The sequence below is a fragment of the Mycobacterium sp. BK086 genome, assembly GCA_004362315.1.
GTDB lineage: Bacteria > Actinomycetota > Actinomycetes > Mycobacteriales > Mycobacteriaceae > Mycobacterium.
The window spans coordinates 258,562-281,746 of record SNWL01000007.1 but is presented as its reverse complement, the minus strand read 5'-3'; the positions used below and the strand labels follow the sequence as shown (position 1 = coordinate 281,746).

Annotated in this window: 22 protein-coding genes; 6 read left to right on the top strand and 16 right to left on the bottom strand. The window is 67.9% G+C overall.

Features of this window, described 5'->3' with window-relative positions:
* The first annotated feature begins 14 nt into the window (after window positions 1–14).
* The gene (gene tet(V), locus EV580_RS25085; RefSeq protein WP_133694601.1) at window positions 15–1,301 is read left to right on the top strand and encodes a tetracycline efflux MFS transporter Tet(V); all 1,287 of its coding nucleotides are present in this window, start codon (window positions 15–17) and stop codon (window positions 1,299–1,301) included.
* Here tet(V) and EV580_RS25080 read toward each other — a convergent pair.
* The 4 genes from EV580_RS25080 to EV580_RS25065 are packed head-to-tail and all read right to left on the bottom strand — an operon-like array spanning window position 1,298 to window position 4,682.
* Window positions 1,298–1,999, bottom strand: a complete 702-nt coding sequence (locus EV580_RS25080) for a CPBP family intramembrane glutamic endopeptidase (protein WP_133694599.1) — start codon at window positions 1,997–1,999, stop codon at window positions 1,298–1,300. The two genes, tet(V) and EV580_RS25080, sit on opposite strands and share 4 nt — an antisense overlap.
* Window positions 1,996–3,138: an NAD(P)H-binding protein gene (locus EV580_RS25075; protein WP_133694597.1), complete on the bottom strand. Its 1,143-nt coding sequence runs from the start codon at window positions 3,136–3,138 to the stop codon at window positions 1,996–1,998. Before EV580_RS25075 ends, EV580_RS25080 begins: the two co-directional genes overlap by 4 nt.
* 35 nt (window positions 3,139–3,173) lie before the next feature.
* Entirely contained in the window at window positions 3,174–3,695 is a 522-nt protein-coding gene (locus EV580_RS25070) for a gamma carbonic anhydrase family protein (RefSeq protein WP_133694596.1), read from the bottom strand.
* A gap of 24 nt (window positions 3,696–3,719) precedes the next feature.
* Window positions 3,720–4,682 (bottom strand): GlxA family transcriptional regulator, encoded by a 963-nt coding sequence (locus EV580_RS25065; RefSeq protein WP_133694594.1) that lies wholly within the window; start codon window positions 4,680–4,682, stop codon window positions 3,720–3,722.
* Between the two features lie 81 nt (window positions 4,683–4,763).
* On the opposite strand from EV580_RS25065, the gene EV580_RS25060 reads away from it, so the two are divergent.
* Together EV580_RS25060 and EV580_RS25055 are read left to right on the top strand one after the other, a co-directional pair.
* A complete protein-coding gene (locus EV580_RS25060; RefSeq protein ID WP_133694592.1) occupies window positions 4,764–6,026 on the top strand; it encodes an MFS transporter in 1,263 nt (420 codons plus the stop codon).
* Window positions 6,027–6,145: 119 nt separating this feature from the next.
* Complete coding sequence (locus EV580_RS25055; protein ID WP_133694590.1) at window positions 6,146–6,931, top strand: fasciclin domain-containing protein; 786 nt, start codon at window positions 6,146–6,148, stop codon at window positions 6,929–6,931.
* Here EV580_RS25055 and EV580_RS25050 read toward each other — a convergent pair.
* From EV580_RS25050 to EV580_RS25025, 6 genes are all read right to left on the bottom strand, one after another.
* Window positions 6,928–7,725 (bottom strand): crotonase/enoyl-CoA hydratase family protein, encoded by a 798-nt coding sequence (locus EV580_RS25050; RefSeq protein ID WP_133694588.1) that lies wholly within the window; start codon window positions 7,723–7,725, stop codon window positions 6,928–6,930. The genes EV580_RS25055 and EV580_RS25050 overlap by 4 nt on opposite strands.
* On the bottom strand, window positions 7,725–8,882 hold the full coding sequence (locus EV580_RS25045; RefSeq protein WP_133694586.1) for a thiolase family protein: 1,158 nt from the start codon (window positions 8,880–8,882) through the stop codon (window positions 7,725–7,727). The genes EV580_RS25050 and EV580_RS25045 overlap by 1 nt, the downstream gene beginning before the upstream one ends.
* A 69-nt stretch (window positions 8,883–8,951) precedes the next feature.
* Window positions 8,952–10,691, bottom strand: a complete 1,740-nt coding sequence (locus tag EV580_RS25040) for a DUF3556 domain-containing protein (protein WP_133694585.1) — start codon at window positions 10,689–10,691, stop codon at window positions 8,952–8,954.
* 63 nt (window positions 10,692–10,754) lie between these two features.
* Window positions 10,755–11,270, bottom strand: coding sequence for a DoxX family protein (locus tag EV580_RS25035; protein WP_133694583.1), 516 nt, complete (start codon window positions 11,268–11,270; stop codon window positions 10,755–10,757).
* A 42-nt stretch (window positions 11,271–11,312) separates the two neighbouring features.
* Window positions 11,313–13,058 (bottom strand): hypothetical protein, encoded by a 1,746-nt coding sequence (locus EV580_RS25030; RefSeq protein WP_133694581.1) that lies wholly within the window; start codon window positions 13,056–13,058, stop codon window positions 11,313–11,315.
* An 84-nt stretch (window positions 13,059–13,142) separates the two neighbouring features.
* Complete coding sequence (locus EV580_RS25025) at window positions 13,143–14,408, bottom strand: WS/DGAT domain-containing protein (RefSeq protein WP_286171849.1); 1,266 nt, start codon at window positions 14,406–14,408, stop codon at window positions 13,143–13,145.
* A gap of 20 nt (window positions 14,409–14,428) precedes the next feature.
* Between EV580_RS25025 and EV580_RS25020 the strand changes: the two genes are divergently transcribed.
* Complete coding sequence (locus EV580_RS25020; RefSeq protein ID WP_133694580.1) at window positions 14,429–15,229, top strand: SDR family NAD(P)-dependent oxidoreductase; 801 nt, start codon at window positions 14,429–14,431, stop codon at window positions 15,227–15,229.
* Window positions 15,230–15,238: 9 nt separating this feature from the next.
* Here the strand turns inward: EV580_RS25020 and EV580_RS25015 are convergent, their stop codons facing one another.
* From EV580_RS25015 to EV580_RS25000, 4 genes are all read right to left on the bottom strand, one after another.
* On the bottom strand, window positions 15,239–16,147 hold the full coding sequence (locus EV580_RS25015; protein ID WP_133694578.1) for an alpha/beta fold hydrolase: 909 nt from the start codon (window positions 16,145–16,147) through the stop codon (window positions 15,239–15,241).
* Between the two features lie 16 nt (window positions 16,148–16,163).
* Window positions 16,164–16,811: a hypothetical protein gene (locus EV580_RS25010; RefSeq protein WP_133694577.1), complete on the bottom strand. Its 648-nt coding sequence runs from the start codon at window positions 16,809–16,811 to the stop codon at window positions 16,164–16,166.
* A complete protein-coding gene (locus EV580_RS25005; protein ID WP_133694575.1) occupies window positions 16,808–17,419 on the bottom strand; it encodes an Rv1363c family protein in 612 nt (203 codons plus the stop codon). Before EV580_RS25005 ends, EV580_RS25010 begins: the two co-directional genes overlap by 4 nt.
* Window positions 17,420–17,496: 77 nt before the next feature.
* Window positions 17,497–17,970: a VOC family protein gene (locus tag EV580_RS25000; protein WP_133694573.1), complete on the bottom strand. Its 474-nt coding sequence runs from the start codon at window positions 17,968–17,970 to the stop codon at window positions 17,497–17,499.
* A gap of 110 nt (window positions 17,971–18,080) precedes the next feature.
* Here EV580_RS25000 and EV580_RS24995 point away from each other — a divergent pair, with 110 nt between their 5' ends.
* A complete protein-coding gene (locus tag EV580_RS24995; RefSeq protein WP_133694571.1) occupies window positions 18,081–18,944 on the top strand; it encodes an alpha/beta fold hydrolase in 864 nt (287 codons plus the stop codon).
* Here EV580_RS24995 and EV580_RS24990 read toward each other — a convergent pair.
* Window positions 18,941–19,963, bottom strand: coding sequence for a zinc-dependent alcohol dehydrogenase (locus EV580_RS24990; protein ID WP_133694570.1), 1,023 nt, complete (start codon window positions 19,961–19,963; stop codon window positions 18,941–18,943). The two genes, EV580_RS24995 and EV580_RS24990, sit on opposite strands and share 4 nt — an antisense overlap.
* 77 nt (window positions 19,964–20,040) lie before the next feature.
* Between EV580_RS24990 and EV580_RS24985 the strand changes: the two genes are divergently transcribed.
* A complete protein-coding gene (locus EV580_RS24985) occupies window positions 20,041–20,616 on the top strand; it encodes a TetR/AcrR family transcriptional regulator (protein ID WP_133694568.1) in 576 nt (191 codons plus the stop codon).
* On the opposite strand, the gene EV580_RS24980 is transcribed toward EV580_RS24985, so the two are convergent.
* Complete coding sequence (locus EV580_RS24980; protein WP_286171848.1) at window positions 20,606–23,143, bottom strand: helix-turn-helix transcriptional regulator; 2,538 nt, start codon at window positions 23,141–23,143, stop codon at window positions 20,606–20,608. The two genes, EV580_RS24985 and EV580_RS24980, sit on opposite strands and share 11 nt — an antisense overlap.
* Window positions 23,144–23,185 lie beyond the last annotated feature (42 nt).

Sequence of the window (23,185 nt, the reverse complement as noted above, 5' to 3'; positions counted from 1 at the left end):
GCGACCATCGACGGATGAGCACGCCCTGCGACATCGACGAGCCGGTGAGAACCACCGGCCGATGGCGCGTGCTCGCGCCCTTCCAATTCCGCGAATTCCGTCTGCTCATCGCGGCGATGTCGCTGTTCCTGTTCGCCGAAGGCATGTGGGCCGTGGTGATGGCCCTTCAGGTCATCGCACTGGCCGACGACCCGGCCGCGCTGTCCTTGGTCGCGGCCTGCCTGGCCGGCGGCATGCTGGCCTTCATGCTGGTCGGCGGCATCGTCGCGGACCGGGTTCCGCAGCGCGCCATCATCATCGCCGTCGAGGCCGCGAATGTCGTCGCGACCGGCGCGGTGGCCGTCCTCGGCCTGGTCGGCGAGCTCAAACTGTGGCATATGGCCGTCGCCGCAACGGTTCTCGGCATCGGCGCGGCGTTCTTCTTCCCGGCCTACAACGCCTATCTGCCGCGCATCCTGCCCGCGGAGCACCTGCTCGCCGCCAACGGTGTCGAAGGCACGATCCGGCCGACCCTGCAGCAGGCCGTCGGCCCCGCTGTCGCGGGTGTCCTGATCGGGCTCACGTTCCCCGCTGTGGGCTCGGTGGCGGTGACGGTGCTCATGGTGATCGGCCTGATCCTGCTGGTGGCGATGCGTCCCGGGCACGGCGAGCACATCGTGCTGACCGTCGAGCGGGAGAAGCCGCACGTGCTCGCCGACCTCCGTGACGGGCTGCGCTTCGTGGTCCACACCCCATGGCTGCGCTGGACGCTGCTGTTCGCCAGCACCTGGGTGTTCTTGGCGCTGGGTCCGATCGAGGTGCTGCTGCCATTCATCGCCCGTGACCGGTTCGCCGACGGCGAGCAGGTGTACGGCCTGATGCTCGCCGCATTCGGGGTGGGAAGTGCGATAGGTGCCGTGGTGGTGGCCTCACGGCCGCTGCCACGGCGCTATCTCACGGTGATGATGACGATGTGGAGCGTGGGCTCGGTGCCGTTCGTGATCGTCGGCACGACGTCCTCGCTGCCACTGATGCTGGCCGCGCTGTTCCTCATCGGTATCGGTGAAGGCGCTGGCGTCATCTGGGGCACCCTGCTACAGCGTCGCGTACCGCCGCACATGCTGGGCCGGGTGTCGAGCCTGGACTTCTTCGTCTCGCTGGCATTCATGCCGGTGTCGATGGCGGTCGCAGGTCCACTGTCCAAGGTGGTCCCGGTGGAGGTCATCTTCGCCGTGGTCGGTATCGCACCGGTACTGCTGGCCGCGGTCGCGCTCGTCGCGGCGCGCATGCCCAGGGACGAAATCGCCCACCCACTCGGTTAAGTCGACACACCGAACATCGGCGGCAGTGCCAGCACCATGATCAGCCCCCACACCACGTGGGTGAGGACAGGTGCCAGCACTCCGCCGGTGGCTCGGCGCTGCCAGGCATTCACGGTGCCCAAGATGATCGCGGCGAAGCCGAGCATGGGATTGCCACTGGCACAGGTCGCCACGATGTACAGCAGCGTGGAGATCAGCACCGGATGGAACCCGCCGAGCGCGGAATACAGCGCCCCGCGGAAGAACAGCTCCTCGGCGAAACCATTCACCAGCGTGATGATCACGACCAGTGTCAGGCTGCCGTGGTTGGCGTACTCCAGAACTCGCGAAATGAGTTGGGCCACCGGCCCGATCTCGCGAACCACGAAACCACCCACCACGAACACACCCCCGAGCAGAAGCCCGATCGTGATGCCGGTCAGCACCGGTCGCTGATTGCGCCCACGCCAGCGGATGCAGCCCAGGTGCAGAGGACCCGACAGCAGCGACCCGAACCCCCATGCCGCCGCCAGTGCGAATGTCAGCCAGTAGAACGCCGTATCGCCAGGGGTCCGGCTCAACGAAAGACCAAGCAGCACGGCGCCGACGACCAGCACCACACAGACGATGATCCGTCTGCGCCGAATGACCGATGGCCATTCTGACTGCGGCACAGCATTATTGGTGACGACAGCGCGAATCTCGGCCAATGTCGTCATCCGGCACGCACCTTCGCCAGCAGCAGGTCCAGGCCGGTGCGCAGCGCGCCCGCCAGCGGTCCCGGCACCGCGTCGAGCAGTCCCAGCGCGGGCCGCGCCACCGAAGGCGTCACCGTCGCCGCCATCCGCCGCAGCCGAAGGACGTCTCCCCCGGCCCAGACCGGGTCGCTGTCGGCCAGGTGGTGCGGGTCGGCCAGCTTGTCGACCGGACGCGGCTCTCGACGGGACACCGCCGCGGCGACGGCGTCTTCGATGGCGGTGAGCCCACCCGGCGGATCGGGCACGTGATCACGTAAGACAGTGTCGGAGGCCGTCATCGGATGGTCCAGTGATTCGATCAGATCGGCCGCCAGCCCCGTCGGTACCGGCACCGCGGCGCCGGCCACCCGGCCCACGACAGCGCGCGGCAGGACATCGCGCATCGGCAGACCGGCCCGGACCGCACCCACCGCGTCGATGTAGGTGGACAACAGCTCGCGATAGGTCATGCGGCCCGGCCCGGCGATGTCGTAGGAGCCGGCAGGCACCAGCGCCGAGTCCGCCGCGGCCAGCAGGTAATACAGCACGTCGCGGATCGAGATCGGGTCGATGTCGTGATCGGCCCAGGGCGGCAACGGGATCAGCCAGAAGCGGTCCCCCACATAGCGGACCATTTCGAACGACGTCGACCCGGCACCGATGATCACCGCGGCTCCGAGCCAGACCAGCTCGGCCCCGCCCTCGATGTTGAGCGCCGCGGCCACCTCGGCCCGGCTGGCCAGATGTTCCGACAGCGTGCCGTCGTCGGGCACGAACCCGCCGAGGTAAACGATCCGCCGCACCCCGGCCGCCTTGGCCCCGGCCGCGACGGTCGACGCCGCGGCGTTGTCCAGCTCGCGGAAGCCGGGCTGACCGATCGCGTGCACCAGGTAGTAGACGACGTCGATCGGACCGGCGACGGCGAACGCCGTCTCCACCGACGTCGGATCGTCGGCATCCAGCACGACGGCCTGCACGCGATCACACCACCCGAACCGACCGAGCTTTTCGGGGTCGCGCGTGGCGGCGACGACCTCGTGTCCGGCGTCGAGCAGGCCGGCGATCAGCCTGGAGCCGACGTATCCGGTGGCACCGGTGACCAGAATCCGCTGCGAGTGCACGCTAGGACTATCGGCATTCTGGCGCCGGCGCAAACCTACTCAGGGTTGCGGTGCAGGTCGATGAGGTGTTCGTAGACCGCGGCGTTGAGGTTGTTGCCGTCCAGCTCGGCGTCGGAGAGCTCGCGGCGGACCTTGGCCGGTACCCCGGCGACCAGTGAGCGCGGCGGCACGACCATGCCCTGGGGCACCACCGCGCCGGCACCCACGATCGAGCCCGCGCCGATCACCGCTCCGTTGAGCACGATGGAGCCCATCCCGACCAGGGACCCGTCCTCGACCGTGCAGCCGTGCAGCACCGCGTTGTGCCCGACCGTCACGCCGGCGCCGATCCGCGCCGGGAATCCGGGGTCGACGTGCACGGTCGCGCCGTCCTGGATGTTGCTGCCCTCGCCGACCTCGATCGACTCGGCCTCCGCGCGCAGCGTCGCCGAGTACCAAACGCTGGCCCGCGCCGCGAGTCGCACCTGCCCGATCACCGCCGCGTTGGGGGCGACCCAGGACTCTTCGTGCAATTCGGGCGATTGTCCGCGCACGGACATGATCAATGGTTCGGCCATGGCGGTCATCGTAGGCAGACGGGTTCAGCTGCCCTGAAACACCTTGCGGTAGCTCGAGGGCGACATGCCGAGGCCGCGCCGCAGATGGTGACGAAGATTACCGCCCGATCCCAGGCCGGCGCGGCGGGCCACCTCGTCGACGGGCAGATCGTGGGTCTCCAGCAATTCGCGGGCGAGCTCGACCCGGCGGCTTCGCACCCAGCCGCCGGGCGACTGCCCGGTCTCCTCGCGGAAGCGGCGACAGAACGTGCGCTCGCTCATCTGGGCGTGCCGGGCGAGTTGTTCGATCGACAGCTCCTCGTCGAGATGATCCAGCGCCCACTGCCTCGTCGCCGCGGTCGAGGCATATCCGTCGTCATCCCCCGGCACCTGTCGCTCGATGAACTGGGCCTGCCCGCCCTCGCGCCACGGCGGCACGACGCAGTAGCGGGCCACGTCGTTGGCCACCGACGCGCCGTGGTCCGCGCGAATGATGTGCAGGCACAAGTCGATTCCGGCGGCCAGCCCGGCCGACGACAACACGTCCCCGTCGTCGACGAACAGCACGTTCTCGTCGAGCACCACATCGGGGTGCAGAGCGCGCAGGTCGTCGGCGAAGCGCCAGTGCGTGGTGGCGCGCCTGCCCTCGAGTAGTCCTCCGGCGGCCAAGACGAAAGCGCCGGTACAGATCGACACCATCCGCGTGCCGGGCCGGATCGAGGCCAGCGCGGCTGCGGCGTCGGGCTCCAGCACGCCGTGCAGCCGGGCGGGCTGGTAGCGGGTGCCGGGGACGACGACGGTGTCGGCGGTCGCCAGTGCCTCGGGGCCGGCCGCCGGGACGATGGCGTAGCCGTTGGTGGTGGCGACCGGGTCACGGCTCAGCCCGCACACCACCACCTCGTAGAGCGGCACCCCATCGGCGCCGGTGGCCGCGCCGAACAAGAGCGGCGCGATCCCGGCGTCGAAGCCGACGACGTGATCCAGCAGCAGAACGGCCACGCGATGCATGCCGCCAGTCTGGCATGTTTTTAACGAATAGTGTCATTCTTGCCACTAGCCGGATCGGCACCGAAACGCCAGAGTGATCCGGTGACCTCCACATCCTCTGGACCGGCCACCCGGACCGGCCTGCACTGGGCCTGGGTCGTGGCCGCCGTCAGCTTCGTGGCGATCCTCGGCGCGGCCGGGTTCCGCTCGGTCCCCGGCGTGATGATGAACCCGCTGCACCACGAGTTCGGCTGGTCGCACGGCACCGTCGGCTTGGCGATGTCGGTCAACATGACGCTGTTCGGGCTCACGGCTCCGTTCGCGGCCGCCCTGATGGACCGGTTCGGCGTGCGCCCGGTGCTCGCGGCGGCGCTGCTGCTGATCGCGTCGGGTTCGGCGGCCAGCGTGCTGATGACGGCGAGCTGGCAGCTCGTGCTGCTGTGGGGCGTTCTGGTGGGCGCGGGTACGGGCGCCATCTCGATGGGATTCGTCGCCACCGTCGCGGTGCGATGGTTCGAGGAACGCCGCGGGCTGGTCACCGGGGTACTCACCGCGGCCGGCGCCACCGGGCAGTTGATCTTCCTGCCGATCATCGCGGAGGTGACCACCCGCCACGGCTGGCGCTGGGCGTCGCTGATCGTCGCGGCCGCCGCCCTGGCGGTGGTACCGCCAGTGCTCCTGCTGATGCGCAACTATCCCGCCGACAAGGGCCTGTTGCCCTACGGGGCCACCGAAACCGAAGCACCGCAAGCAGTTCCGGCGTCGAGTTTCCGGGCCGCGTTCGACGGTCTCGTCATCGGCGCGCGCGTCCCGGCATTCTGGCTGCTGGCAGGCAGCTTCGCGATCTGCGGCATGACCACCAACGGACTGATCGGCACACACTTCATCCCGGCGGCCAACGACCACGGCATGCCCACCACCCTGGCGGCCGGGCTGCTGGCGACCGTCGGTGTGCTCGACGTCGCGGGCACGATCCTGTCCGGGTGGCTCACCGATCGCGTCGACCCTCGGCTGCTGCTGGTGGTCTATTACCTCGGCCGCGGGCTGTCGTTGCTGGCGCTGCCCGCCCTGCTTTCTCCGCAGGCCGAGCCGGGCACGTGGGTGTTCATCATCTTCTACGGGCTGGACTGGGTGGCCACCGTGCCGCCGACGATCGTGCTGTGCCGCGAGTACTTCGGAACGCGCTCGCCGGTGGTGTTCGGCTGGGTATTCGCCGCCCACCAGGTCGGCGCGGCCGTGGCGGCCGTCGGGGCCGGCCGGCTGCGCGACCTCCAGGGCACCTACGACCTGGCGTTCTACCTGGCGGCCGGACTGTGCGCGGTGGCGGCTCTGCTGTGCTGGCGGGTCCGCCGTCCAGGGCTCTGACCAGCCGATTCACCGGTCGTTTTGAGACTCACACTTTGCTGCACGTACGATTCTCGGCGGCGCAGCGGTAACGGGGACCCGCATTTCGCCGACTCCATTAGAGACTCAAAGGAGCCGAAGTGAGCACTCGTACGAAGTCCCTGGGCGTCGCCGCGGCGCTTGCGGCCATCGCCGTCGCCATCCCGACCGCCGTCCAGGCCTACGCCGATCCGACGCCGACGCCCACCACTCCGGCCGCGCCGACGACGACAACGTCGGCCTTTCCGGCAGTCGGCCCGACCCAGCTGCCCGATCCGCAGGGCTCGGGCTGCGACGCCTACAAGAACCGCATCCCAACCGGTGCCGGATCGTTCGCGAGCATGGGCACCCAGCGGGCGACAGCGGCCATCGCCGCCAACCCGGATCTGAGCACCTTCAGCGCGGCGATCTCCGGCGGCTTGGACCCCGCCGTGAACATCGTCAGCGTGATCGACGGCGGCCCGTACGTGGTGTTCGCACCGACCAACGACGCGTTCGCCAAACTCGACGAGAGCACCCTGGCGCAGCTCAAGAGTGACCCGGCGCTGCTGACGTCGACCCTCTTCTATCACCTCGTCCTCGGCTACCTCGGCCCCGACGACCTGCACGGCAAGATGCCGACGCAACAGGGCAGCGTCGTGAACGTGACCGGCAAGGGCGGCGACATCAAGATCAACGATGACGTCAAGGTGGTGTGCAGCTACACCGCGTCCGGCGCCTACATCTACATGATCGACACCGTGCTCAGCCCGGGCGATGCCCCGGAGCCGAACACGGCGACGACCACCACGAGCACGTCGGCCACCGAGACCCCGACGTCGACCTCGGCCGAGACGTCGTCGTCGGCGCCCTCAACGACGCCGACGACAACGACCAAGCCCGCCTAGCGCGCCTTCCAGACCGGCTGGCGCTTCTCGGCGAAGGCCAGCGGCCCCTCTTTGGCGTCCTCGGACTTCATCAGAGGGCCGATCTCGCGCATGGTGCGGGTCCAGCCGGCCTCGTCGTCGGTGATGATGCCGTCGTCGACGCCGACCGCGACGCGCTTACTGGCCTGCACGGCCAGCGGAGCGTTGACCGTAATCCGTTGCGCCAGAGCCAAAGCCGCGTCGACGACGGTACCGTCGGGCACCACGTCGTTGATCAGGCCCCAGTCGAGCGCTTCGGCGGCGGTGATCGGTTCGCCGGTGAACAGCATCTGCATGGCCACCTTGCGCGGCAAATGGTCGACGATGCGGAACACGCCGCCGGCCGCGGCCACCAGGCCACGCTTGACTTCGGGCAGGCCGAACTTGGCACTCTGCTCGGCAACCACCAGGTCGCTGGCCAGCGCCAGCTCGGTGCCGCCGCCCAGAGCGGTGCCGTTGACCGCGGCGATGGTCGGCTTGTCGATGAAGTGCCGGACGTAGCCCGCGAAGCCCCACTCCGGGTGCTGCGGGTGAAAGAGGTTCTCCCGCTTATAGATCGCCTTCAGGTCGGCACCGGCGCAGAACGACTTGTCGCCGGCACCGGTGATCACCACAGCCCAGACGTCCGCGTCGTCCTGGGCCTGCTGCAGCAGGTCACCGACCGCGGTGCTGACCGCACCGTTGACGGCGTTGCGCGCCTCCGGGCGGTTGATCGTGATGAGCAGGACGTTGCCCCGCCGCTCTCCAAGAGCGGCGGGGGTCTCGACGTCGGTCACTACAGCAGCTCGAGGATGGTGGCGTTGGCCTGGCCGCCGCCTTCGCACATGGTCTGCAGACCGTACTGAATGTTGTTGTCCCGCATGTGGTACAGCAACGTGGTCAGGATGCGGGCACCGGATCCACCGAGCGGGTGGCCCAGCGCGATGGCGCCGCCGTTGGGGTTGAGCTTGGCTTCGTCGGCGCCGATGTCCTTCAGCCAGGCCATCGGGACCGGCGCGAACGCCTCGTTGACCTCGAAGACACCGATCTGGTCGACACTCAGCCCGGACTTGGCCAGCGCCTTCTGGGTGGCCGGGATCGGCGCGGTCAGCATGATGACCGGGTCGGCGCCGGCGAGCACCGCAGTGTGCACCTTGGCCAGCGGCTTGAGGCCCAGATCCTTGGCCTTGTCTGCCGACATGAGCAGCAGCGCGGCCGAGCCGTCCGAGATCTGGCTGGAGTTACCGGCGTGGATCACACCGTCTTCCCGGAAAGCCGGCTTGATCTTGGCCATCGACTCCACGGTGCCGCCGCGGCGGATGCCGCCGTCTTCGAGCACCACGGTGTCGTTGCCGTCGGCGTCGGTGGTCTTGATGCCCACGATCTGGTCTTTGAAGGCACCCGAATCCTGTGCGGCGGCGGCCTTCTCATGCGAACGCAGGGAGAACTCGTCGAGCTCGGTGCGGGACAGGCCCCACTGCTCGGCGATCATCTCGGCACCGACACCCTGGTTGGGCGTGCGGTCGTAGCGAGCTTTGAAGCCGGCCGAGTAGGGGTTTCCGCCATTGGCCAGTGAGGCACCCATCGGGGTGCGCGACATCGACTCGACACCACCGGCGACGACGACGTCGTAGTGGCCGGCCACCACGCCGGCGACGGCGAAGTGCAACGACTGCTGACTGGAGCCGCACTGGCGGTCCACGGTCACACCGGGGACGGTCTCGGGCCAACCCGCGGTCAGCACTGCCGTGCGGGCGATGTCGAGCGCCTGCTCACCGGCCTGCATGACGCAGCCCCAGATGACGTCGTCGACGAGGGCAGGGTCGACACCAGCGCGCTCAACCAGGCTGTTGAGTACCTGAGCCGACAGCTCGGCCGGGTGGATGCCGGACAATCCACCGTTGCGCTTGCCAACTGGCGAACGTACAGCTTCGACAATTACCGCTTCAGCCATCGGCCTACTCCTTAAAGACGGGATGATCTTTGGATCAAAACACACGCCTTTTGACGACCGTCAAGCGGGTCAACCAACCGTTCGGTCAGCCCCCGACGTGACGTGCACCGGCAACGTGTCGTCCCACGGCTGGCGGTTCACCATGTCGGCGACGTTGACGTAGCCGGTCTCGAACTCGCCGGTCGCGGCGTCGACGAGCCGGTACTCCTGGCGCTGCCGGTGCAGCGGCTGGCCGTCGAGCAGCACCACGCGCACCTCACCGGGTTCGAAGTGGCAGCGCTTCTGCATCGCGGCGATCAGCTGCTCGTTGTGCATGTGGCCGTCGCCGAAGTTCCAGCCGATCGCCATGCTGCAGATGCGCTCGCCGTCGGTGATGGAGTAGTCGTCCTCGTTCTCGCCGGCCATCGCGCGGTGGGCCAAGGTGAACAAGGCCTTGCCGTGGGTGTTGAAGGCCCGGAACGCATATCCCATGAACAGCGGGATCTGCGCGGCTTCCTTACTGCCATAGAACTTTTCGAGCTGCGCGGCAGGCATGTTCGCGATCGTCACCAGGTTCTGCTCGATCTTCGCCTCGGCCGAGGGTTTCACGCACCACAGCGTGGTGTCCCAGTTGCCGGCGTAATAGCGCATGCCAGGCAGGAAGGAAACCTTGCGCGGCACCGTGTTTCCGAGCACGACCGTCGTGACGAGCGCGGCGAACAGCAGGATCGGCCACGGCGAGGTGAGGTCGGTGATCCCGATCTGGGCGTGCGCGACGAACAGCGACAGCACCGAGAAGATCATGAAGACGTTCCACTCCAGCGGCACACCCATCGGGATGGCCGACAGGATGCCGAGGTGGAAGCAGACCATCGCGATCGCCGCGATCGTGGTCGGCCAGCCCCCGTGGGAGAAGAACAGCGCCAGCGGAACGCCCATTTCGATGGCGGTGCTGATGTGGGCCAGGGTGTGCGACATCGGGCCTGGCCGAAGGTCTTCGGGGAACTTGTTGAAGAACATCCGCTTGAGGAAGCGGGGCCGCACCACCGGGCTGTTGGACATCATCGTGGAGATGACGAACGGGAAGTGCCGGGTGAGCTTGGAGGTCGCCGCACCGATCCAGATCGCCATGCAGACGAGCTTCGCGGCGATGATGATGTCGACACCGGAGAACAGGAAGGCCACCGCGAAGGCGCCGTACACCTCGCCGCGAGCGGCCAGGAAGATCACCTTGTCGCGCAGGCCCGCCAGCGCCAGCAGCGCGACGATCGTCGCGATCTGCCACGTCGGCAACAGACCGACTTCTGTGCCCAGCTCTGGGATCGGGCCCGTTCCGCCGGAGAACAGCGCGACCAGGATCATCACGATCAATGCCGCATAGAGCGCGATGTCGACCGGGCCGCGGTTGTCACCCTTGGTCAGCGGCACCAGGTTGGGCCACGGTGGCAGCCGGATCGTGTTGGGGCGCAACCAATAGATGATCGAGCCCATCGGCGGCCAGAACCGGTTGTTGAGCGGGCCGAACCCGCAACCGAGGCCGACGACCTCGAAGAGCATCGTGTAAAGGACGGCCTTCTCGTAGACGATCGGCTCCGACCACCACGACCCGATATCGCCCAGTCCGCCGATGCCCGCGGTGGCCCAGCCGAACAGTGCACCGACGAAGACGTACAGCAGGATCTTGATGACATAGAACAGGTGCAGAGCCACCGGAGTGCCGAAGCCGACCTCGGCCCAGTGCCGGGCCATCGGCTTGATCTTCTCCGCGCGGGTGCCCTTGCTCCACGTCTCGAAGTCGATGACGGGTACTTCCTGCTTCAGAAATCCCATGCCGGAAACACTAGAACGCGTTCTAGTCGGGTGGGCCAGAATTCCCGCGCGGCGGGACTGAGGTCAGGCTTTTGCGGGTGGGCGGTAGAAGATGGCCAACTGCCCGATGCCACCGCCCAGGCCGAGCACCAGCGCGACGAGCAGCCCGCACCAGCCGTGCAGCCACTGGTAGACGCTCGTGCCGTGGAACAGCGCGTAGTCCAGGCTGTACTTGCCTGCGCCGGTGGTCGCGAGCGCCACGGCCGCGGCGGCCAGCACCAGGTTGTACTCCCAGCCCTCCTTGACGATGAAGAAGCCGTTGTGCCGGTGCACCGTCCACGCGGCGACGAGCATCAGTGCGACGAACCCGGCGGCCGGCACCGGGGTCAGCAGACCGAGCGCCAGGCCGATACCGGCGGCCATCTCGGTGCTCGCGGCCACTCGGGCATGGAAGGTGCCCGGCTTCATCCCGATGCTCTCGAACCAGCCGGCGGTGCCCTTGATCCGGCCGCCGCCGAAGAACTTGTTGTAGCCGTGGGCGGCCATCGTCAAGCCGAGCACCACACGCAGGATGAGCAGTCCGACACTGTAGGCAGTCATGGCAGTAAACCTAGAGCATCGCCCCGACTGCTGGGCAGGTGCTCAGCCCACGTAGCCGATCACCGGCATGGTGTAGCTCAACCCACCGTTCTCCATCCAGTGCATCAGCGGCTGGTAGTCACTGTTGGGCGGCTGCGGCATATAGCCGCGGCTGGTGGCGCCCTCGATGGGCTGGTTGAACTGGCGCATCCTAAGAACGTTGGCCCACAGGTAATCCTGGATCTCGGCCATGGTGGTGAGATCCTTCTCCTTCTTGAAGATCTTCATGATCTTGTCTTTGTCATCGCCGTCGTCGATCAGGCCTTCGACCAGATCGTCGAAGTCGCCTTTGCTGATCGTGTAGAGGTTGTCCCCGGTGACTGTCTCGGCGCTCAGGTAGCCCTGCTCGGCGACGATCGCGACCTGAGTCTCCTTGAGCGCTTCCTGCGCGTTCGGCACGTAGCCGAGATCGATCGAGCTGAGTTGCGAGTAGGGGTTGATGACGTAGAGACCGCCCCAGCGGTGATGGCCGTCGACGATGTAGAGGCCACCGTCGGCGGTGAGGATCACGCTCTTGGCCAGCACGGTGCCGCCGGCCAGATAGTCCTCCAGCAGGTCGGGGTCTTGCAGCGGATCCTCCAGCGCCTTGGTGGCGTCGATCTCGTTCTGCGACGGGATCAAGCTGGACACCGCCGCCGTGATCGGGGTGACGGCGATGGCCTGGTTCGGGATCCCCCTGGTGTAGCCACCGGTGGTGATGAGATCCAAAAGTGGTGTGTTACAGGTTGATTGGCACTGCTCACCGGTGAGGGGGTCGGTCTTGAGGTAGGTGTTGAACAAGTTGACGAAGCCGTCCGGGTCTTCGTCGTAGGCGGCCATCAGGATCTGCTGCAGCTGGTTAACGGCGACCATATCGGGCAGCGGCACCCCGTCGGTGGTCATCCGTTCGGTGTTCTCGGCGCTGTTCAGCACGATCTTCGCGGTGCCGGCCAGTCCTCCGTTGGGGATCCAGTTGTTCAGGTAATCGGCCAGTTCGGTGGCGGTGGGCGTCCGGCCGAGGGCGACTTGGAAGATCTCTTGGATCTTCACCGCGCGGAAGCTGTTGGCCCTGATGAATTGCACGGCCACCATCTGCGTCGGCTGGCCGGACCGCAGCCGCTGGACATAGATCGCGGCCTGGGCCGCATCGGTGGGCTCACCCAGCAGGCTGCGGTAGAACAGCTGGACGTAGCTGTCGGCGGTGCCGCCGCTGAGCCGATAGAACTCTTTGGTGCTGGCGATCTGCGCGACGACCAACGGCTCGGGCAGGCCCATCCGCAATTCCATGGTGCCCATCGCCAATTCGTTTGTGGTGGGGGCCCGCCCGAGGAGCTCGAGGTAATAGCTCGTCACCTGCTGTTGCCGGAAGGCCGTCGACCGGTAGAGGTTGCCCACCACGGCGGCCTGCCCCCGTGAATCCAGCAGGTTGGTGTAGCGCTCCAACTGCTCGGCGGTGGGGTCGGCGCGCAGGATCTCACGGAACAGGCCGGTGACGATCTCGGTCGACGTGCCCGCGTCCGATGGTGCGGCGGCGGCCACCCGCACCACCCGCCGCGACGCCGCGGCCGGTCGAACCGTGGTCCGAGGTCGCGTCGCCGCCTGGCGCACAGACGTTTTCGGGACGTGCCGTGCGGACCCCGCCGAGTGTGACGGGCGAGCCGAGGACGCCGATCCGCTGTCGTCGGCCGACGCGATGGCCGGCACGGCGAGCATCGCCGCACCGACTCCGGCCGCCACCGCACCGGCCTGAAGCCACCGCACTACCGTCACATCCGCCATGGCACATGGCTTACCAGCCCGGGCAACCCGGGATAGCGGGCGTCAACTGGGCTTCACGTGGGCGACGGCAAATATTCAGCCCGCCAGGGCGGCCCGCAACCGGTCGAGGTAGTCGTCGACGTCGACATTGTCGGGGTCGGCGTTGATGCTCAGCGTGATGGTGTCGCCGAGGCCGTGCACACCGTGGGTCAGGCTCATCATCGGCGACAGCCCGGAGAACCCGGCGGCGAGCAGGACCGGGAGACCGCCGAAGGACAGGTCCGCGGGTCCGCGGTTCACGCTGGACACCACGGTATTGCCGGTGACCGTGGCACCGCGGGCATCGGGATCGAATTGCCGGACTCCCCAGCGCATCAGCGGCGCCGGGATGGCGGCGGACGCGGCGGCCGAGGCCCGCATAGCCGGATGCTCGCCGCGGCGGCGCTGTGCGGCCAGCTCGGCGGCGATCAGCTCAGCCCGGCGGGCGCGGTCGACGTCGGGATGCAGACCGATCCCGACATTGCGAAAGTTGTTGTGGCTGCCCGGATCTTGCTGTCCGGCCATCGTGACCTCGGCGCCCAGAGTCGACGTGTCTTCGCCGCGCCCGGCGAGGTAGCCGGCCAGCGCCTCGGCGACCGCGACCAGTACCCCGATCGTCACGGTCGGTTTCGCCAGCTGCTCGCGCCGCAGTACCAGCGTGCGCACCACCGGTGTCGCCAGCGGCCGCGCGTTGATGCTGAGCAACGGGCATCCCGGCGCGGGCGGCGGCACCAGCCCAGCCTCGGTATCGCGCACCAGCATCCGATGCGCCCGTCCGGCGGCCAGCCCGCGTAGCGGGAGGAATCCGCGCCGAGGGGCGGCGGGCACCGGCACCGGTGTCGGCCTGCCCAGAAGGGCACCGGCCAGTGCGGTCCCCCGACTCCCGTCGGCGAACGCATGGCCGGTCTGCAACACCACCACCGAGCCCGTCCCGCTGCAGCCGGGAACGCCCGTGACGCGCGGGAAAATGTGTGCGCACCAAGTCATTCGGCGAAGATCGAGCGTGTCGCGGCGCAGTGCCGCCGCGGCGTCCAAGCATCCCTGCCAGTCCACTCCCCCGGCGTGGTCAACGACGAACTGCTCGGCCCCGACATCACGGGGGCTCCAGAGCGGGTAGCGCCAGCCGCCGTCGTCGACGACCTTCAGGCGCAGTTCGTCGCAGGCCTGCGCCCGGCGCATCAGCTCCTCGACGGCGGCGTCCGAAGCGTCGGGCGAACCGTCGAAGGCGTACAGCACCAGTTGATCGTTGGGAATCACGGCCGACAGCCAGAACATCTGCGCGTCAACCGCGGTCATCCGTCTGCTGGCTACCATGGCAGCCATTGTCCTAGGCTCTCAATGTGATGCCGTCTCCTGGTCCGAATCGCGCCGCGCTGATCACCGGAGCCTCCTCGGGTATCGGCGCCGAGATCGCCCGGCAGCTCTCCCGCCGCGGCCACCACGTCGTGCTGGTCGCTCGCCGCACCGAACAGCTGACCGAACTGGCCGGACAGCTCACCGGTCCCAGTTCTGTTGTCGGAGCTGATCTTTCGAAGCCGTCCGACCGGGCCGCGCTCCCCGACCGGGTGGCCGCCCTCGGGCTCGAGGTCGACATCCTGGTCAACAATGCCGGGCTGTCGACCACCGGCCCGGTGTCGGCGGCCGATCCCGCCGCCGAGTTGAACGTGGTGGAGGTCGACGTCGCCGCGGTGGTTGATCTGTGTACCCGGTTCGTGGCGGGCATGGTCGACCGCCGGCGCGGGGCGGTGCTCAACGTCGCGTCGTTGGGCGCCTTCGGACCGTTGCCCGGCCAGGCTGTCTACGGCGCCGCCAAGGCCTTCGTGCTGTCCTACACCTACGCGCTGCGCGAAGAACTCAAACCCAGCGGTGTCACGGCCACCACCTTGTGCCCCGGCCCGGTCAAGACCGGATTCGGTGCGGCCGCCGGGATCTCCGACGAGGACGCCGAGGCCGCGCTGCCCAAACCGCTGTGGGTGTCGGCCGAAGATGTGGCCAAGGCCGCCGTGGACGGATTGGCGGCAGGCAAGGCCGTCGTCGTACCGGGACGGCTCAACCACGCGGCCACCGCGGTCTACCAGTTGACGCCGAAGCGGCTACTGCTGCCGATGCTGGCCCGCAGCCACCCCAGCCTCAAGAAGAAGTAGCCGACAGGCTCAAGTAGCTGACAGAAAGGCGACGATTCGCGCGCCTACGGCGTCGGGCTGTTCGAGCTGCAGGAAATGTCCGGCGTGCTCGACGACAGCCACATCGCTTCCCGGCGGCAGGATGTCACGCACCCACGGGGTGAATTCGGCTGTCATACAACCGTCGTCGTTGCCGTGCAGGTACAGCGTCGGTAGCCGCGGGGGCTCGAGCCACAGGGGCTGCAGTTCGGCATAGCGGGCCGGCGGACGGGTGTTGCGGATCATTGCCCGGTAGGTGCCCAGCGCAGCGCGCCAGCGGTCCGGGGTGCCGATCGCGGCGTCGACATGGCGCAGGTCCTCGGCGGCGTTGTAGCCGGGCGACCAGCGCCGCCACAGCAGCGGGACGATCCACGACGGCGAGCGTTCGGGCAGGGCGGGCAATTGGAAGTAGCTGATGTACCAGCTGCGCAGAAACTGCCTGGCGCCCAGCCTCAACAAGCGGCCCTTGTTGGCCAGCGGCCTGCCTGCGCTGGGCCGCATCGCAGCCGACGGCGGCACCGACATGACGACGGCCTTGACGAACGGGCTGTTCGGCATCGCGGCCAGGCCGGTGGCGGCGATGGCGCCCCAGTCATGCCCGATGACCACATCGGCGTCGGTGGGACCACACGCGGCGCGCACCTGCAGCGCGTCATCCATGACGGCCCCGATGTGATAGCTGCCGTCGGTGGGGATCGACGAGGGCACGTAGCCGCGCATGAACGGGGCGACAACGCGGTAGCCGGCCGCCACCAGGTGGGGTGCGAGTTTCCGGAAACCGTAGGCGGTGTCGGGAAAACCGTGCAGGCATAAGGCGATTGGGCCGTCGGCCGGGCCCCAGCTGAGCGCACGCAGCTGGACCGCCGGCGCTGAGACGTCAATCCAGCGTGGCTCGGTCATCGAACGCCGGAGATCACTAGACCGGATCGAATCCCGAGATGAGCCAACGACCGTTGACCTTGTCCAGGGTCACCCGCACGCTGGACGTGGTGTTGGTGGGCGCATCAGTACCCATCACGACGGTCTGGTTCACGAACAACAATGCCACCGCATGTTCGCCCTTGGGCGACACCGACACCGATGCCGCGGCGGGCACCTGGGCCACCGCCGAGATCTTCTTCTCCTTGGCGCCGGGGATGACGACGTTGTTGACCAGCTGGGTGTAGGCGTCCAGGAAGCTTCCGGTCAGCCGGTCGCGCGCCGCACCCAGATCCTTGTCGACGGTCTCGGCCTTGTAGCTCAGCAGGGCGACGGTGGAGTCCTTGGCGGCCTGCACCGATTCGGTGCGGGCGCGATCGGCATCCCGGGTCGACCACGCCTGCCAGCCGAAGAACCCGGCCGCCACGGCCAGACCCACCGCCAGCACCGACACGACCACCAGAGCGGCCACCGTGACCCGGCCCGCGCGCCGCTTCGGTTCGGCTTCGGGCGTCACCTCGGTCTCCGAGGTCTCCTCGACCTCGGCCTCCTCCACGGTGCTCTTGGTCAGATCGAGTGCGGGAGCCTCCTCCGCCTCACTCTTCGTCAGATCGAGCGGCTTATCGGGCTTGTCGTCGGTCGTCACGGTACGAACTCCACTTTCGAGACCTTCGCTTCATCGGCACCGGTCTTCTTGACCGTCAAACGCATCCGCCAGGCGCGCGGCGGCTGGTTGGCCGCACCGGCATTGGAGGTCGTGACGGTGACGGCCACCAGCACCTGACCCTCGTTGCCCGACACCGACTCCAGTCCGGCCTCGGTCACCTGTCCATCCGATTTCGACTGGGCCTGCTTGACCACCTCGATGAACGGCTGGGACCGCTTGGCGAAGTCGTCGTAGAACGAATCGGTGGCGGAGTCCAGGATGCGCTGCACATCCTTGTCGGCCTCGTCGAAGTGGATGGTGGTCAGGTTGATCGCACCCTGCCTGCCGACTCCGACCAGGAGCTCGCGCAACTGGGTGGCCTCCTTGGCCTCGTACCAGCGATAACCGAGCCAGCCGGTCAAACCGCCGAGGACCACCATCACGACCGTCACGATGATCAGCGCGACGAGGACACCGCCAGATCGCTTGGGTCCGGGGGCCGGCGCAACGAGCACTGCCTCGTCCGGAGTCTCGGTGGTTTCGGTGGTCGCTTCGACCTCGTCTGGCGTAGCGGCCTCGCCCTCGGGCGCGGCAGGCTCGTCAGCCATAGTTCTCCCTCTGCGGCACTACGGGCCGATTCACCCGCACTGGGGCGAAAGGCTACCGGTAGGCCCTGTGAGGGCCGTCACGGGTTCGCTGCGGCAGCCTCCAGATCGGCGATGACGATCTTGCGCATTCCGAGCATGGCGCCGGTCGCGGCGGCCGCCCGGGCCGGATCGGGATCGCTCAACAGCTCGAAGAGCCGGGTGGGTACCACCTGCCAGCTCAGACCGAAGCGGTCCTTGAGCCAGCCGCACTGCGACTCCTGACCACCGGCAACAAGGGCGTCCCAGTAGTAGTCGACTTCGGCCTGGTCAGTGCATTCGACCAGGAACGACACGGCCTCGGTGAACGAGAACACCGGTCCGCCGTTGATCCCGACGAACCGGGTGCCGTCGAGGGTGAATCCGGCCGACACGACTTCGCCCGCGGTGCCGGGACCTGCCTCGGTATACCGGTTGACGTATTCGATGGACGAGTTCGGAAAGACGCCGGTGTAGAAGCGCATCGCCTCTTCGAGGTCGTTGTCGAACCACAGCGACGGGGTGATGGTTGGCACGGCTGGCCTCCTGTAGGTGGGTGTCGTTGGGGTTGACCTGTCGGGGTGCCGAAAGTCATCGCTAGCACCGCTAGGTAACGTGCTGTTCAGGTTCGGTCGAGAGGATGCCCGTGAGCAGCACAAACAGTGGTTTACAGACAGTGGAGTTCCGGGGCGACAACGACCTCACGCTGGTGGGCGACGAATGGAACCGCGGCGCCCCGCAGGCGGCCGACCGGCCGACGATCCTGATGCTGCACGGCGGCGGCCAGAACCGGTTCTCCTGGAAGAACACCGGCCAGGTGTTGGCCGACCATGGCTTCCACGTGATCGCGCTGGACGCGCGCGGACACGGCGACAGCGACCGGGCGCCCAAGGGCGAGTACTCGGTCGACGCGCTGTCCACCGACGTCCTGCACGTGCTCGAGCAGATCGGCAGGCCGGTGGTGTTGATCGGGGCCAGTATGGGCGGGCTGACCAGCATCCTGGTCGCCGAGGCGGCCGGACCGGTGACGGTGACCAAGCTGGTGCTGGTCGATGTGGTGCCCCGCTTCGAGAAGGGCGGCAGCGCCCGGATCCGGGACTTCATGTTCAGCCATGTGCACGGTTTCGAGAACCTGGAGCAGGCGGCCGACGCGATCGCCGAGTACCTGCCACATCGCAAGCGGCCCAAGAATCTCGACGGCCTGAAGAAGAACCTGCGGCTGCGCGACGGCCGGTGGTTCTGGCATTGGGATCCGGCGTTCCTGACCGCGCCCGACGACGACCCGTTCATCCGGGTGGAGCGGATCGAGCAGGCGGCCATCGACCTGACCATCCCGATCCTGCTGATCCGCGGCAAGCTCTCCGATGTGGTCAGCGCCGAGGGGGTGCAGGACTTCCTCGCCAAGGTGCCGGGGGCGGAATTCGTCGAACTCGCCGATGCGGGTCACACCGCCGCCGGCGACGACAACGACGCCTTCAGCGAGGCCGTCGTCTCGTTCGTCACCCGTTAGCGGGGCTCGAGCACGAAGATCGGCTTGTGCCCGGCGGACGGTGAGGTCAACACCTCCGGGATCTCATCCCACCCGTAGACCCCGCTCGTGACGAGTTCCGGGTGCAGCGCTCCTGCGGCGACAGCATCCAATGTCGGTGTCATATTGGGGCGGGCATGACCTTTGCCGTTGTGGAAGTGCACTCCACGAACGTAGAGCTGCAGCATCGGCAGCGTGACGTCCTGGAAGTAGATGCCGACACTGTTGACGTGACCTTCGGGCACGACCGACATCAGTGCTTTGCGGAGCCGATCTGGATCGGCGGAGGCATCTATCGCAAGGTGAAAGTCCTTCTCCCGCTTGCCATTGATGTCCACGACCTCGGCGCCAAGCTGCGCGGCAACCGACATTCGGATGGGGTCGTCGTCGAAATACACGGTGCGCGCCCGAGCGCAGTGCACCGCGACATCGACGCAATACAGGCCGATCGATCCGGTTCCGCCGAAGACCGCGACCTGCGGGTCGGCGATCCCGTGGATCGTCGGCATCACCGTTTCCCAGCCCAGGGCCAGGTTGTCACTGATCGAGGCGAGGTGGACGGGATCGGCACTCGGCGGCAGCGGGGCCAGGTTGTAGTCGGCGTAGGGCACCCGGATCAGTTCTGAGAAGGTCCCGCCCCAGGATCCGTTGACCGGCAGGCCGTACTGCGCGTCACCGTGGCGCAGGCACCGGGCCGGATGACCGAGCACGCATTGTGCGCAGCTGCCGCAGGCGATGTGCCAGGCCACACCCACCACGTCACCGACCGCGACATCGGCACAGTCCGGTCCCACCTCGACCACTGTGCCTACGCATTCATGGCCGAGCGGAAACGGGCCGAACCCGGAGAACGGAGTCTTGTCGGCGATGACGTGGTGGTCCAAGTCGCACGTCGTCGCCGCGAGCGGCCTGACCAGCGCATCGCCGGGCTCGATGATCCGCGGCGCTTCGACCTCGTCGAATCGCAACCGCCCTGGCGCGACGAACATCAGACTTCTCATCCCGGCCTCTCCTATAACGACTGTTATAACCGGGCCAACGGTAGGCTATAGCGATCGTCATAGCAAGAGAGGTTGCGGTGGCAGAAGACAAGCGCTCGCGGCAGCGCATGGTCGTCGGGGCGGCGGACATGATCAGTCGGCGCGGCCTCAACGCGACCAGCGTGCGTGAACTGGCCAAGCATGCCGACGCGCCGCTCGGTTCGACGTACCACTATTTCCCCGGTGGCAAGTACGACCTGGCGACCGAGGCCGTCCGTTGGGCCGACGATCTCACCGTGGACGTCCTGTCACGGGAACTCGCCGCAGGGCCCAGGGCCGGCCTCCAGGCGTTCCTGGATATGTGGCGAAAAGTCGTGCTCGACAGCGACTTCCGCGCCGGCTGCCCCGTGCTGGCCGTCTCGGTCGAGGACGTGCCCGACGATCACAGCGCACCCCGGGATGCTGCGGCCGCCGCCTTCGGGCGATGGACCGCATTACTCGCGGAGTCGCTCCGCAAGTCCGGCTGCCAAGAGGCCGAAGCAGAGCGCGTCGCGACTCTCATCGTCGCCGCCGTCGAAGGCACCGTCGCGATGTGCCGAGCCCAGCGCAGCATTGCCCCGCTGGACCAGGTCACCGCGCAACTGTCTCTGATCGTCGACCAGGTCACCCGTTAGACGGGTCGCCGTCCTCGCGACGGATGATCCGCCCCAGATCATCCCGATCGGTCAGGTTGAGCTTGACGTAGATCCGGTACAGGTGGCCTTCCACCGTCCGTGTCGACACGACGAGCCGCGCCGCGATCTCCTTGTTGGACATCCCGCGCGCCACCAGGTGGGCGATCTCCCGCTCGCGCGAACTCAACGGCAGTGGTTGCGAAGTCGCGGACAGCGCAGGGGTTTTCAGCCCACCGCAGGCGGCGCCCAAGCGATCCGCGGCAGCCGCCGCCTCCAGTGAGTTGCGGCGCTGCCCGGCCGCCTCGAACAGCGCCGCCGCCTGGGCGGCCGCGTCGGCCGCCGACAGCAGCGCCCCGATCCGCTCGAATTCCTGGGACGCCGAAAACACCTCTGCCCCATCACCGTTCATCAACCCGATGGCATGGGCCGCGTCGACAGCGGCCAGCGGCCCGCCGATCGCCGACGCCACCTCGACCACCCGCGGCAGGCAGCTCTTGTCGCCGAAGCGCGCGGCGGCGTGCAAGGCCATCAGCTCGATCGCCCGCTGCCCCGATGCGGCGGCCAGATCGGCGGCTTCCAGCGCCGCGGTGATCGCACCCGAGGTATGCCCCATGGCCGCCGCCAGCCATCCCTCGACGTTGCGGACGTGTGGTTCGAACATCGTCGCGCCCCGGCTGACGAGCTCGCGCAGTTCGGCCACCAACGGGGCGGCCTCCGCGTCGTAGCCGAGCCCGCAATAGCACTGCACCAGAAGCAATCTGGCGGGCAGGTTCCACGACGCGGCCGATTCGCCGCTGAGCGCGGCGAGCGTCTCCTCCAGCCTGCCCATCGCCACCCGCAGCTGGCCGCGGCCCATCTCGACGGTGCCGGCCAGGACGTTGGCCATCGCGCGGACTCGGTACTGACTTGGCGAGGTGATGCGCACGACGTCGCCTGAACGGGCTTGTGCCGCATCGAAATCGCCGGCCAGCGTCAATGCCCGGACTTCGCCCAACGTCAGCAGGAATCGCTGCAGTGCGTCGATCTTGTCGTACACTTCGCGACCCCGGGCCGCCGCCCGTGCCGCGTCGGCAGTACACCCCTTCAGGGCGGCGGCCATACCGCCGCCGAATACGGCCCAGCCGACGGCGATCGGCGGAGCGGTCGGGTCAGCCAGCACTTGATCCGCAAGCTCGGCGGCTTCCTCGAGTCGGTTGTCGAGCACCAGCAGCGCCGCGGCGAGTCCGTCGACGACCAGCCGCAGCCTCGGGTGACTGACCCGCTGCTGCAACATCGCCAGGATCTCGGCGGCGGCCTCACTGTCTCCGATCGACCACTGCAGGTTGGCAATTCGCGCCATGCCCCAGCGAGCCAATTCGAATTCGGTGAGGGTGTCGGGGTCGAACGACGCCAGAATCTCTTCGGACTCCGGCGCCCTGCCCTGCCACAGCAGGGTACGTGCCAGCAGTTCACTGGCCACCAGCCCGCCACCCTGGGCGACGGCAACGCGGGCCAGCCGCTCGGCCAGCGTGATGTTCATCAGCGCGATCGCGTCTTCGGCTGCCCGCGAGAGGAATTCGGCATCCACCTTGGTGTCGGCGTGCAGGGAGAGTTCGGCCCGGCGCAGCCGTTGCGCGGGAGCCTGCGGCGGGTGTAAGTCCATGGCGGCCAACAACTCTGTCCGCAGCCGGCGACTCGCCACCTCGCCGAGGTTGCGTCTGATCACCTCGCCGATCACCGAATGGGTGAAATGGATGTCGGCGGTGCCGGTGTCGTCGACGATGCGGATCAGGCCGCGCCGCTCGGCGCGCTCCAGCGTCTCGGTGTTGACGAGTTCGGACATCACGGCCAACGTCGCCGGTTCGGATACCGCGAGCAGATGCAGCGCTCGCTGCTCGTCCTCGGGCAGCCGGTCCAGCCGGCTGCTGAGCAGCGGGGCAAGCTTGGCTGCGACCGCGGCCTCTCCCCGCAGCTGCCAGACGTCGTTGACCTGCCGCAGGGTTCCGGCCTCCAAAGCACCTTCGACGAGGTGCCTGACGAACAGTGCGTTGCCGCTGGAGGCCTCCCACATGAGGTCGGCCGACAGCTGTTCGAGGTGTCCACCCAACGCGGTCTCGACCAGTTCGACAGCCTCGTCCTTGGTGAACGGGACGATATCCAGTCGGGCGAGATACCCGTCCTTCCACAAGGCGGTGATCGTGTCGGGGATCGGCTCGCCGCTGCGGGCGGTCGCCACGATGCGCACCGCGCCTTCGACGGCGAGTTGATGTACCAGGGTCGCCGACAGATGGTCGACGAGGTGAACATCGTCGATCCCGATGACAGCGAGCTTCTCGCGCCGAACGGCGCGAAAGGCAGCGCCCAGCATGGCAACTGGGTCGGCGGGCATGGGGCCGCCGAGCAAGTGGGCGAAGACGCCCAGCGGCACCTCGCGAGCGGACTCGGTGCCGGCCACCCACACCGCACCCGCGCGCGATGACTGGGTGGCCATCCGGGCCAAGGTGGTTTTCCCGACGCCCGCGTCGCCGAGAAGCAATGTGCCGCACATGCCAGGCCGACCGTGCAGCGTCGCCTGGATCGCGGCTAGTTC